Origin of the sequence: Paludisphaera soli (assembly GCF_011064595.1) — a bacterium.
GTDB classification, from domain to species: domain Bacteria; phylum Planctomycetota; class Planctomycetia; order Isosphaerales; family Isosphaeraceae; genus Paludisphaera; species Paludisphaera soli.
Genome location: NZ_JAALJI010000017.1, coordinates 109,396 through 121,979, shown reverse-complemented (window position 1 = coordinate 121,979; position 12,584 = coordinate 109,396). Strand labels below are relative to the sequence as shown.

General features: G+C 72.1%; 8 protein-coding genes. 4 read left to right on the top strand and 4 right to left on the bottom strand.

Translation table 11 applies throughout. The annotated features are described in order from the left end of the window. Positions 1-105: 105 nt before the first annotated feature. Together G6O68_RS20370 and G6O68_RS20365 are read left to right on the top strand one after the other, a co-directional pair. On the top strand, positions 106-1,077 hold the full coding sequence (locus G6O68_RS20370; protein WP_165250483.1) for an arabinan endo-1,5-alpha-L-arabinosidase: 972 nt from the start codon (positions 106-108) through the stop codon (positions 1,075-1,077). Positions 1,078-1,221: 144 nt separating this feature from the next. Beyond that, the gene (locus tag G6O68_RS20365; RefSeq protein ID WP_165250482.1) at positions 1,222-4,449 is read left to right on the top strand and encodes an Ig-like domain-containing protein; all 3,228 of its coding nucleotides are present in this window, start codon (positions 1,222-1,224) and stop codon (positions 4,447-4,449) included. A gap of 51 nt (positions 4,450-4,500) precedes the next feature. Here the strand turns inward: G6O68_RS20365 and G6O68_RS20360 are convergent, their stop codons facing one another. Then, complete coding sequence (locus tag G6O68_RS20360) at positions 4,501-5,769, bottom strand: hypothetical protein (RefSeq protein ID WP_165250481.1); 1,269 nt, start codon at positions 5,767-5,769, stop codon at positions 4,501-4,503. Between the two features lie 95 nt (positions 5,770-5,864). Further along, positions 5,865-7,010 carry a hypothetical protein gene (locus G6O68_RS20355; protein ID WP_165250480.1) on the bottom strand — a complete coding sequence of 382 codons (1,146 nt, stop codon included), beginning with the start codon at positions 7,008-7,010 and terminating at the stop codon, positions 5,865-5,867. 418 nt (positions 7,011-7,428) lie between these two features. Between G6O68_RS20355 and G6O68_RS20350 the strand changes: the two genes are divergently transcribed. Continuing rightward, entirely contained in the window at positions 7,429-7,668 is a 240-nt protein-coding gene (locus tag G6O68_RS20350; RefSeq protein WP_165250479.1) for a hypothetical protein, read from the top strand. Between the two features lie 201 nt (positions 7,669-7,869). Here G6O68_RS20350 and G6O68_RS20345 read toward each other — a convergent pair whose 3' ends face one another. After that, on the bottom strand, positions 7,870-9,609 hold the full coding sequence (locus G6O68_RS20345) for an ArnT family glycosyltransferase (RefSeq protein ID WP_165250478.1): 1,740 nt from the start codon (positions 9,607-9,609) through the stop codon (positions 7,870-7,872). A gap of 397 nt (positions 9,610-10,006) precedes the next feature. On the opposite strand from G6O68_RS20345, the gene G6O68_RS20340 reads away from it, so the two are divergent. Beyond that, on the top strand, positions 10,007-11,038 hold the full coding sequence (locus tag G6O68_RS20340; protein ID WP_165250477.1) for a deoxyhypusine synthase family protein: 1,032 nt from the start codon (positions 10,007-10,009) through the stop codon (positions 11,036-11,038). 212 nt (positions 11,039-11,250) lie between these two features. On the opposite strand, the gene G6O68_RS20335 is transcribed toward G6O68_RS20340, so the two are convergent. Further along, positions 11,251-12,381, bottom strand: coding sequence for a DMT family transporter (locus tag G6O68_RS20335; protein ID WP_165250476.1), 1,131 nt, complete (start codon positions 12,379-12,381; stop codon positions 11,251-11,253). Positions 12,382-12,584: the final 203 nt, after the last annotated feature.

Below are 12,584 nucleotides of genomic sequence, written 5' to 3'. Positions count from 1 at the left end.
CCCGGCTTTCCGTCGCATCCGACGTGCCAAACGGGCACCACGCCCCGACGACGGCTATCATGGACGTCGCCCCCCCCCACTCCCGATCCGCGAGGCCCGAACGCCATGCGAACCGTCGCCTTTCTCTTCGCCCTCTCGATCGGGGTCGCGCTCGGCGCATCGGGCCGGGGCGGTGAGCCGCGCCGGGGCGTGATCGACTCGCCGCGCGTGCACGACCCGTCGACGATCATCCGCTGCAAGGGTCGGTACTGGATCTTCGCGACCGCCCCGGGGGTGGCCTCGTTCCACTCGGACGACCTGAAGACCTGGACGCGCGGGCCGCGCGTCTTCGAGGAGCCGCCGGCGTGGATCGCCGACGTGACCCCCGCCCCCGATCGCCAGCTCTGGGCGCCCGACGTGACCTTCCGCGACGGCCGGTATCTCCTCTACTACTCGGCCTCGACGTTCGGCAAGAACACGTCGGCGATCGGCCTGGCGACCAACGCCACGCTCGACCCCGACGACCCGGCCTTCCGCTGGGAGGACCGGGGGATCGTGATCCAGAGCCGCGCCGAGGACCCTTTCAACGCCATCGACCCGTCCGCGTTCGGCGGCGACGACGGCTCGGCCTGGCTGGCGTTCGGGTCGTTCTGGGACGGCATCAAGCTGATCCGCCTCGACCCCGCGACCGGCCTGCGGATGGCCGATTCGCCGATCCACGCCCTGGCGCGGAAGGAGCAGATCGAGGCCCCGGCCGTCGTGAAGCACGACGGGTGGTATCACCTGTTCCTCAACTGGGGGTTCTGCTGCCGCGGCGTGCGCAGCACGTACGAGATCCGCCACGGCCGGAGCCGCGACCCCGCCGGCCCGTACCTCGACCGTGAGGGAGTCGATCTCGCGGCCGGCGGCGGCTCCCACCTGCTCGCGACCGACGGCCCGTTCATCGGCCCCGGCCACGCCGGCGTCTTCGAGGAGGCCGGCCGGACCTACCTCGGCCACCACTACTACGACGGCGACGACCAGGGCCGGGCGAAGCTGGGGATCCTCCCCCTGGAATGGGACGCCGACGGCTGGCCCCGCCTCGCCCCCACACCCTGATTTCAAAACAGGAAGGCTGGGGGAGATGCACGGCCGTCCGGTTTGCTAGGATGGTCTCCCAAGGATCTCGTGGCAGGACAGGGACCGTCGCGGGGGCCGTCGTGCGAGGACGGCCGCTCGCGGCCAGGGCGAGGGGGCGGAGCGATGGCGACGACTCGGGGGCGGGGGATGCGGCGCGAGGGGCGGCGGCCGGGGCTGGAGCGGCTGGAGGGCCGGGCGCTCCTGAACGCCTCGATCGACATCGCGGCGGACGGCTCGCTGATCTATCGGACCGACCCCGGCGCGGTGGAGTCGCTCCTGGTCTCGCGGGCGGGGGGCGTCTACACCTTTGCGGTCGACCCGGCCAACAACCCGATCGACGTGACGAGCAACGCGGCGGGGCTGGCGGTGACCGGCTCCGGCGGCCGGACGGTGACCGTGACGGGGCCGTCGACCTTGCGGATCGAGGCGAGGGCCGACGGCCAGACGATCCGGGTGCGGAGCACCGGCGTCGCCACCCAGGTGGTCCTCCAGGCCGATTCCGAGCGGGTGATCCTGGGCGACGACCAGGCGGCCGGCTCGGGGGGGATCCAGGCCCTCGCCGGGCCGATCACCGTCTCGGCCGCGGTCGGGTCCGAGATGAACAGCCTGCTCGTGGCCGACGGCCCGGCCGCCTACGACGCCGGCAGCCGGCCCTCGTACGTCGTCTCGGCCGGCACGATCACCTCGAACGACCCGACGGTGCAGTCGCGATTCGCCGGGATCACCTATGCGGGCGTCTCGACGCTGACCCTCCGGGGGACGACCGTGACGACGGTCGGGACGCCGCTCTACGTGGTCCAGGACACGGCCGACGGCGTCGCCACGACGATCGACGCGTCCGCGGGGCCCGCGACCCGCGACATCTCGGTCCTGGGGACCTCTTCCGTCGCGACGAGCCGGCTCACGCTGATCTCGTCGGGGACCTCGAACGTCGGGGTGGCGTCGATCGACGCCCCGGTGACCTTCATCGGCAACGGCGGGCGGGCCTCGATCAGGCTGGAGAGCGTCCGGGGCGGGAACTACGGGATCGACTCCGACTTCGTCGTCATCAACGGCAGCGGCGGCGGCGTCGACCTGGCGGTCGGCAACTTCTTCAACCTCGGCGCCCCGCGCGGGACGACCAACTGGTTCCTCGGCTTCGCCCCCGGCTCCACCGAGTACGTCGCGCTCCGAGACGCGGACAATCCGGCCGTCGGCGGCCTCTTCTTCCGGCCCGGCGAGGCGCACTCGCTGGGCGTGGACGCCCGGGGCAACCGCGGCGCGTCGTTGATGGTGGACCTCCGCAACGGCGACCCCTTGCCGTTCGCCCCGCCGAACGGACGCCCCGGCGAGCCGACCGGCGGGTTCACCTACGTCGGCGCGGCGGCCAACCACCCCGGCTCGCCCTACGCGTTGAGCCTCGTCGGCTCGCCGACCTCGGGCCCGTTCGCGTCGGCCGTCCACCGGGCCTTCCCGTACTATCGCGGCCAGATCGAGCTGGCCGACGGCGGCTCGACCCGGAACATCGCCTACCAGCTCTCGGCCGGCGCGCCGGTGCTCGACGACTCGTCGAACGTGGCCGACTACCGCTGGTTCTACGACATCATGCACGGCGCGGTCGACGGCGTCCGCACCCGGCCCGACGGCACGACGGAATCCGCGATCGTGGAGTCCGACCTGGGGGTCACGGCCGGCGGGATCGCGATCGGCGGCGGCCAGTCCCTCTCGGTGCGCGAGCGGAACGCGAACGTCCCCCTGGCCCGCTACCTGTTCTCCGGCAAGAACGCCCTGCGGATCCAGCGCGGCTGGTCGCTGGGGGGCGTGACGACGACCGTGGACTACCAGCCGACGCCCGAGGTCGACGCCGACGGACTGCCGGTCATCCCCCCCGTCGCCGGCCTGGCCAGCCTGTACGTCACGGACGAGTCGCCGGCGAGCCAGCCGACGAACGACGTGGTGCGGCTCCAGAACCTGCCGCCGGCCGCGGCGGCCTACGTCGACCAGGGGTACGGCGACGACGCGGGGATCGTCTCGCTGAGCGGGGCGGTGGGCGCGACGCTCGTCTCGTTCGCGGGCGCGAGCAACACGCCGCCGACGCCGACCGTCGGGGGGGACGTGCTCTACATCGACGCCGGCCGCCGGCGGATCGAGTCGTCGACCTTCCAGGTCGTGGCCCCCGGCGTGCTGCGGATCCCCGCCCTCTCGCCCGACGACGCGCCGCTGACCCTGGGCGGATATGAGGAGGTGCAGGTCTTCAACTCGTCGGCGCCGACGTTCACGATCCAGCCGGTCTCGATCCCGGCGACGGCCCGGGTGCCGCTCGTGGACGTGACGGCCGGGGTGCTGACCGCCTCGATCGCGGGCTTCTCGCCCGGGGGCCTGTCGGCGGTGATCGCCTGGGGCGACGGGACCGGCTCGTCCGGGCGGATCGAGGCCGTGCCGGGCGCGCCGGGCACCTACCGCGTGGTGGGGACGCACGCCTACACCGTCTCGGGCGTCTTCTCGCCGCGGATCATCCTGTCCGGTGCGGGGACCGCGACGTCGACCGTCTCGGGCGTGGAGGTCGTCTTCCAGGTCACCGGGACCTCGGGGACGGCGGCCCCCGCGCCGGCGCTGGCGGGCCGGCTGGCGGCGGCGAGCGACTCGGGCGTGTCGGACTCCGACCGCCTCACCAACGTCGTCCGGCCGACCTTCCAGGGGACGAGCGCCACGCCGGGCGCGTGGATCGCCGTGTACGCCACGCCGGCCGGCGGCACCGCGCCGCAGATCTACCTGGGCGCCACGGTGGCCGACGCCGCCGGATCGTGGTCCGTGGCCTCGATCGCGACCCTGCCCGACGGGGCCTACACCGTCCAGGCGACCTCGGCCAGCACGTCCACCTGGGCCAACGGCCTGGCGAACCTGGCCGACCCGCTGGTGATCGACACGATCGGCCCCCGGGTCTGGGGCGTCTCCCTCGCCGCGCTCCGGGGCGAGGTGATCGCCGAGCTCCGCGACTTCGGCGGCCAGGCGGACTCGGGCGTGGGGCTGGACCTGAACCGCCTCCGCGACCTGGCCTCCTACGGCTTCGCCGCCGACCGCGGCGCGACGATCCCGCTGACGTCGGTGCTGGTCGCCCCCGGCTCGACCAACCGATCCCAGACCGTCACCCTGCGGCCGGCCTCGGCGCGGCTCCGCAACGGCGCCTACGTGCTGACGGTCCGATCGTCGGCCGGCAGCCCGACCGCCGGCGTCCGCGACCTCGCCGGCAACCCGCTCGACGGCGCGTTCGCCGGGACCTTCCCCTCCGGCGGAGCCAACACCGGCCGCGACTTCCGCGCCCGGCTCGACCTGTTCAACAACCGTCTCCGGTCCATCCGGCCGGTGGGCTGACGACGCGGGCGAAAGGGGGGTCTACCCGAGCCGGCCCCCCTCGGCGTCCCCTCACGGCTTCGGCTTGAGGAACAGGACCTCGGCGCGCTCGATCCAACCCTTGCGGAGGTCGATCCGGAACCAGCCGTCGCTGTTCTTGGGCTGGAAGCGGAGCGGCGAGCGCGGGCCGAACTCGGCCAGGTCGTATTCCTTCCAGGTCTTCCCCAGGTCGGGCGAATAGGCGAGGCCCGTGGCGAACGTGGAAGCCGGGGCGCAGTGGCCCGCCACCATCACGCCGTCCTCGATGATCATGTTGGCCATCTCGAACTCGGCGTCGAACAGGCGGGTGTGCTTCGACGGGTCCGCGAGGTCCCCCGGGGCGCACCGGAAGATGCCCCGGTCGTGCTTCTCGCCCTCAGGCTTGGGGCCGTTCGCGTCGGCGGCCCAGTAGAGCAGGCCGTCGACGAAGTTGATCCCGCCCGACTTGTAGCGCGAGTTCGAATTCACCGACACCAGGATCTTCCAGTCCCAGGCGTCGGCCTTCGCGTCGTACGTCCCGCGCAGCCAGTGGCACTCGTGGCCGTGGCCGCTGTCGATGTCGCCCGTGCAGGCGTAGAACGCGCGCTCGGCGGGATGGTACATCACCGCGTGAACATGGCGGCAGACGACCGGGTTCGTCGGATCGCCGAGGAACGACTCGGGCTTCGCGCCCGGCTCCTGGAACTCCGGGTTCCGGCCGAAGGAGTAGGCGATCTTGACGGTCTCGCCGCCGTCGGTCGAGTAGAAGATGTTCACCGGCACCGCGCCGCCGAGCACGTTGCAGTAGTTGCCCCAGACGAGCATCTCGACGCCGTCGACGTCCCAGGTGTGGATCCCGTCGAGCGAGTGGAAGTACCAGCCGGGCTGCTCCGGGTCCTTCGGCGTGTGCGGCAGGTAGTCCTTCCCCTCGCGGTCCTTGACGATGATCTCGCGGTGCGTCGCCAGGTCGTCGGTGCTGAGGAACAGCTTCTCGCGGGTGGCGAACAGGACGTTGCCGTTCTTCAGGAAGCAGCTGAACGTGATGTTCTCGGCCTCGGGGAACGCCGCCTGATGGGCCCAGGTCCGGCCGACGTCCTCCGACAGGAAGATCTTGCCGCCGCCGAACCCGAACGCCCGATCGCCGCGCTGGGAGTCGATGTACGGCCCCTCCGGCGCCAGGCGATACCAGAAATGGTCCGTCTCGCCGACCGTCCCCGCGGGCGCGGCCCGCAGCCGGGCGACGCCACCCAGCAATCCGCCGGCCGAGGCCGCCGCGACGATCCCGAGGAACCCTCGCCTATCAAGATGCGACCGCGTGTTCATAGGTTCGATGGGACTTCTCCCGCCTGGGGGTCCGGGCGCCTGGATCCTCGCGCGGGGCGGCGGGGCCGCTCCCGGGGGATCTCCAGCCCGGCAGTCTAATGGCCCCCGGCGCGGTCGACAAGGAACCGGCGCCTCGGAAGGCAGAGGCTGGTCAGGACCTTCGCCACCCTCGCGGCGCCGTCGGGGTGGAACGGCGGCCTGAGGCGGCCGAGGGCGAAGGCGCGGTCGAGGGCGGGGCCGATCCGCATGGCGGCGAAGTCGCGCGAGGAGACGGGGACGCCGCCGCCCCAGGCGCGGGCGTTGCGGTCGAGGGCGCGGTACTCGGCGAAGCCCCGGCGCGGGGGGTAGAGGATCGGCCGGCCGTGGGCCATCGCCTCGCTCATCGTGCCGTAGCCCGCCTTGGCGACCACCGCGTCGGTCGAGGCGATCAGGTCGCCCCCGGACCACTCCGACGCCGGGACCAGGTGGAGGTTCGGCAGCGCGCCCACCGGCGCGGCGTGGTAGCCGACGAAGTGGACGCCTCGCGCGGCGAACGAGGCCAGCCGGCCCCAGTCCAGGTCGTCCTGGCCGTATCGACCCACGTAGAAATAAACGAGCTTTTCCGCCTTCCCCAGCCCCAGCTTCGCCCGCAGCTCCTTGCCGCGGTCGCGGCCCGGGTTGGCGACCAGGCCGACGTCGAGCTGGTTCGGCAGCCAGCCCATCTTGAGCGCCGGCTCGGCGCGGAAGACGCCCGAGGCGCGGCCGTACGCCCGCTTCAGCTCGGCGACCAGCTCCCGCATCTCGGGGCCGGCGGCGCGCGCGTAAGGCTCGTAAATGTCGGCCCAGGTGAAGTTGGCGAGGAGCCAACCCGGCACCCCGGCGCGGTCGGCGGCGACCAGGGGGAGCGGCGGGGCGTCGCTCAGGAGCGCGGCGGCGCCGACGTTCCGCAGGAAGGCCGCGTCGTCGTCGACGCGGGCGACGGCCTCGCGATAGACCTCCAGCGCCCGCGCGAGGGTCGCCGGGGCGTCGGTCTCGCCGCTGCCGCCGATCGGGTTCACGGCGCCCGAGTCGGAGACGTGCGCGTCCAGCTCCGCCGGCCGCGTGAGCCGCTCGCGCCAGTTCGGGAACAGTTCGGGGTGACAGCGGATCGTCACCGGCACCGCCTCCGGCACCTGGTTGAGCACCGCCACCGTCCGGTTCATGTGCCCGTAGCCGTGGCTTGTCACGTGCACGACCAGCACCCCGCGCCCGCCCTTCGCCATCGCCCGCCCCCCCGTTTGTTGATCGAGCCGACCACGTTAACCCACGGCGCGTCCGGGGGGCAAGCGAGGGACCAGCCTGGACACCTGGCTGGGGAGGGTTGACGGAAGACGCCTCCTCCTCTCCGTCGCAGGCCCGCACGCCCGTCTTGTGGGGAGCAACGGCCTCGCTCGGCTTACGCGACGGCCGGCCATCTCTCCGGACGGCTTCCTGGCTCGTCTTCTTCCTCATCCGGCACATCGGGCCACTTGCCCGGAAAGGAGGACGAGAGGTCGCATCGGCCCTCGGGAATTGAGGCTCACGCTGTCAGCCCGGGGGCGATATCCCGTAGACTGGGACCAACCAGGCCCAGGACGCGTGCCCGGCGCGACTCGAAGGCCGCGGCGGTACGGCTCCCCAACTTCGCGAGGAGACCAGGGCGTGACTCACGAGGAGATCCGGCGGGTGCTGATGGAGGGCTGCTCGGAAGAGTTGCTCAAAGCGATCCACTGCCCCGTCTGCGGGGGAGGTTCCAGCTTCCACGTCCATCCGAGGGGCAAGTCGTTCGTGATCCGATGCGACTCGGATACGACCCACATGCATCTGTCCGACACGAATCCCTCGCCGCCCGACTGGTGGTCGACGTATATCGAGCGCGGGGTCTGGACGGCGGACTGGTAAGGCCTTGCGATGCCCCCGCCTCCACCGTCCGGGACGCCTTCCCGGCCGAGGTTGGAGCTTTCGTCCGGGAGACGAGGCCCCAAGGCCCGATTCGGATCGAATGTCGCACGACTCCCTTCGCCGGGCACCGGCTCACGCCTCATCAGTCCGCACGCAAAGGTCCCGCAACATGGGAACCCACCCCTCGACGGCTACGAAACCTCACCGCACCACAGCTTCGGAGGCCGGCGCGGCGATCGTGGGGCCGGTCCCGGCGGCGGGGCGGACGACCGAGAGGTGGAGCGTCTCGTTGCGGGCCTTCTCGATGCTGAGGCCCTCGACGGTCTCCTGGATGTCGACCTGGAACGCGGGGTCGTCGCGGAGCATCTTCAGTTCCAGGGGGGTCAGCGGCATCAGGATGGAGCCGGAGCGGTCGGCGAGGTCGAGGATCTCCTTGCGGCTCCGCAGCAGGGGGGCGGGGTGGCCCAGGGAGTAGACCGCGTTCGGCGGGCGGAAGGTGCAGAGCGCGGGGGGGACGCCAGTCGCGGCTTCGAGGGCGGCCAGGCGGCGGCCGACGACGGTCGACGAGCGGTAGGGCTCGGCGGCCGGCAGGCACCAGCCGGCGAGGACCAGCTCCATCGCGGCCGTGCTCACGATCGCGGCTCGCGTCGCGTTGCGGAGCCGGCCGGCAGCGGCCTCGCGCAAGCCGTAGATCGCGCCCGCGGCGATGATCGCCGCCATCGTCCCGGCCGGGGCCTTCATCGGGCCGGGGAGGATCGCCACGGCGGCCGTCGCCAGGCCGACCGTCGCGACGGCGGCCACGACGGCGATCATCCGCCCGGCGAACCGCAGGAGCCGGGGAGCGCCCAGGGCGAACGAACCCTCGCCGACCCGCACGAGCATCCAGGCGATCAAAACCGCCAGCGCGGGGACGGCCGGCAGGTAGTAGTGGATCAGCTTCGTCCGGACGCATTCCAGCAGGATCAACGGGCCGATCGCCCAGCCGATCAGGAAGCCGGCCGTCGCAGTCTCGCGGCGACGCGCCCAGGCCGACGCCAGGGCCGCCGGGATCAGGGCCGACCACGGCAGCAGGGTCGCCATCCCCAGCGCGACGTAATAGCCGGGAAACCCGCCGTGCTCCTCCAGCCCCTGCGTGGCGCGCTGGACGATGTGATAGCCCACGGCCACGTTGAAGTATTCGCCGTGCGACCGCAGCAGGATGGCGACGTTCCAGGGGACGACGATCGCCAGGAACAGCGGCAGCCCCCAGCGCCATTGCAGCCGGCGGGCGTAGACGAACGGGCTCGGCCCGCCGCAGAGCCAGCCGAGGCCGACCGACGCGACCAGGAGCACCGGCGCGGCGGGCGACTTGGTGAGCACTGCCAGGCCTAGCAAGGCCCAGAAGGCCGCCGCGGCGCGCTTCGAGGGCCGCGTCCACAGCTCCCAGAGCGAGAGCTGGCAGCCGACGAAGAAGAAGGCGAGGGTCGCGTCGGTGGTCGAGAGCTTCGACTCGGCCATCATCAAGGGCATCGTCGCCAGGACGAACCCGGCGAGCCGCCCGACGCTCGCGCCCAGGACGCGGCGGGTCCAGCCCCAGGCCAGCAGCACCGAGGCCGTCCCCATCACCGCCGAGACCAGCCGCGCGCCGAACGGGTTGTCGCCGCCGATCGCGGTGCCGGCGAGCATCAGCCAGTAGATGAGGATCGGCTTGTGGTAGCGGGGCTCGGCGTTGAACGTGGGGTGGACCCAGTCGCCGCTGGCGCGCATCTCGCGGGTCGCGCCGGCGTATCGGGGCTCGTCGCGGTCCCACAGGCTGATCCGGCCGTTGCCGACGAGGTTGAGCGTCAGGGCGAGCAGCCCGATCAGGAGGGCCTCGCGGACGATCGACCGATCGCGAAGGCGCGGGGCTTCGACTTCCCCTTCCGGGCGTGCGGCCTCGTCGGCGGGCGGGACTGACGACACGAGCGATCCTCCTCCGTGGGGTCCGGCGACCCGGCAGCGGCCGATCCTTCGGCCCGCGCGGCATCTGAACCGATTTGCAGACTTCCGGCAACGCCAGTCGGGCCCCGGGCGCAAGCCGCGTGATCCCGCCTCGTTGAGATCGGCGCCCGCGACGACGCTGCTTGAACCGGCCTCGGGTTTCGCCCGGACGGGACCTCGCGCGGCCCGCCAAGCACGCATTCGCCCCCGAAGGCCGGCCCGAGGCCTCCCGTCGTCGCCGATGACGGTTACGCGAAACGCGGTTTTCGGTAAGCTGGAACGTCGAGCCGTCCCGCGGCCCGACGCCTCATCCCTTTCCCGTGCGAGGGTCGCGGCGGGAGCCGCCGTCGTTCGTCGCCGTATCAAGCCGAGCCCGACCATGAAGATGCTGGAATTCGTCCTCAAGAACTACAAGAACTTCAACGCACGCGCCACCAGGGACGCCACGCTCGCCTACTGGCGGCACGTCGAGTCGGGCGGGAAGATGTTCTGGGCGGTCGCCGGCGCGATGTCGTCGGCCCAGCTCGGCGTGACCCTGGCCCCGGCCATCCGCGCGGGGCTGATCCACGGGCTGTCGGTCACCGGAGCCAACCTGGAGGAGTCCCTCTTCCGGCTGGTCGCCCACCACAGCTACAAGGACTTCCCCGAGTACCGCTACTTCTCGAAGTCCGACGACACCAAGATCCTCGAAGACCGGATGCGGCGCGTGACCGACACGAGCATCCCCGAGGACGAGGCCTTCCGCGCCGTCGAGAAGTTCATCGTGCCGATGTGGAAGGACGCCGCCAGGAACGGCACGCGCAAGTTCTGGCACGAGTACTTCTACGACCTGGTCACCACCATCGGCGAGGACATCTACGAGGGCGACCCGGAGGAGTGCTGGCTGCTGGCCGCCGCCCGCGCGAAGCTGCCGATCGTCGTCCCCGGCTACGAGGACTCGACGTTCGGCAACATCTTCGCCTCGCACGTCAAGCTGGGCGAGTGCGAGGCGTCGGTCGCCAAGTCGGGCATCGAGTACATGGCCGACTTCTACGACCGCTACCGCGAGCTGTCCTCGGGCGAGGCCGGCGTCGGCTTCTTCCAGATCGGCGGCGGCATCGCCGGCGACTTCCCCATCTGCGTCGTGCCCTCGATCAAGTACGACCTGGAAGAGCCGGTGAAGCCCTGGGCCTACTTCTGCCAGATCTCCGACTCGACCACGTCCTACGGGTCCTACTCGGGCGCGACGCCGAACGAGAAGATCACCTGGGACAAGCTGACCGAAGACACCCCGATGTTCGTGATCGAGTCCGACGCCACCATCGTCGCCCCGATCATGCTCACCGCCCTGCTGGAATGCCGCCAGGACCCGGCCGCCGCCAACCGGCTCATCGCGGCCGCGACCGGCGAGAAGGCCCCGGCCCGGGCCTGACGCTTTCGCGGAGAGGACCGGAGGGCCGCTCAAGCGGCGGCCCTCGCGAGCCGCGAGGCTGCCCCGATCACCGCCGTCCCTGGGACGTCGGGGCCGGGCCGGGGTGCCACGGGTTCGGAGAACCCGTGGACCGGCATGGGATCTCGGCGAAGGCTCGGGAGCGGCCCGACGCCGATCCACGGGTTCGGAGAACCCGTGGCACCCGACGGGCCTCAATTCGCCGCGCAGGCGGCGGCGGGCGCGGGGGCGGGGATCTGGGTCAGGGCGGCGCGCCTGCCGGCGGGCCGGCTGGTCCAGCAGACGCCGGCGAGGGTCAGGACGCCGCCGACGACCAGGGCCGTCGAGAGGGTCTCGCCGAACAGCCAGACGCCCCAGACCACGGTGAGCACGGGGGCGACGTTGCTGAACGCGGCGACCTGGCTGGCGTCGAGCCGCTTCAGGGAGAGGTTCTGCAGGGCCAGGTTGATCGGCGTCATCACCAGGGCCAGGACGCCCAGGCAGATCCAGGCGGCGGTCGACGCCCCGCGGAGCTGCGGGCCCCAGCTCGGGGCCGTCAGGACCGAGATCGGGACCTGCATCAGGCAGCCGACCAGGAACGTCCCCGCCAGCGTGGGAAGCGCCCCGTGGCGGACGACCAGAGGCCGGCTGAGGGTGACGTAAGCCCCCCACGAGATCACCGCGCCGATCAGCAAGAGGTCGGCGATCATCACGTCGTGCGCCTGGGCGGGCGTCCGCGCGGCGTCGGCCCCGAGGATGTTTCCCAGGCCGATGACCAGGACGCCGGCGATGCTGATGAGGATCCCCCCCAGCCGGCCCAGGTCGAGCGCCTCATGGCCGAGCATCCAGGCCAGCAGCCAGACGATCAAGGGCACCGTGGCGTAGAAGAGCCCGACGTGCGCGTTGGTGCCGAGCTTGGCGGCGGTCAGGAAGAAGAACTGGTTGATCGGCACGCAGCAGGCCGCCACCAGGGCCAGCCGCCGCCAATCGCGCCGGATCAGCTCGCGGACCGGCCCGATCCCCCCCAGGAACGGCAGCAGGCAGAGCCCCGCCGAGCCGAACCGCAGGAGCGGCACCAGCCCGATCGGCAGCTGCCGGACCGCCACCTGGGCCAGCGGCGAGGTCGTGGAGCCCAGGACGATCATGATCCCCAGGTAGACGTAGGCCCGGACGTCGGGCGTCCTCGCGACGTGGACGACGGGAATGGGGGCCGAGGCCGGCTCGCGCGCGACGGCCGCCGTCGCCTCTCCAGCCTCGCGACCCGCCCGATCCTCCGTGAGGGCCCCCGTTTGCCGGGCTCCCCCGGTCCCGCTCCCCTGCTCCGCCCGCGAGGCTGACGTGGTCATCTCTCCTCTATTCTCGTCGCGATCCGACCGAATGAAGTCCCGTTCCCGCCCGCCGGCCCGGATCCGATCCGGCCGGCTCGTTTGTATTCTTTCATCCTAGGGGGGCCGGCAAGGGGATTCGACCCCGGGCCGATCCGAACCGGCGGCCCCGACCGAACAGGGACACGGCCGGCCGGCCGGGAGTTCGGGGCGGCGGCCAGGGG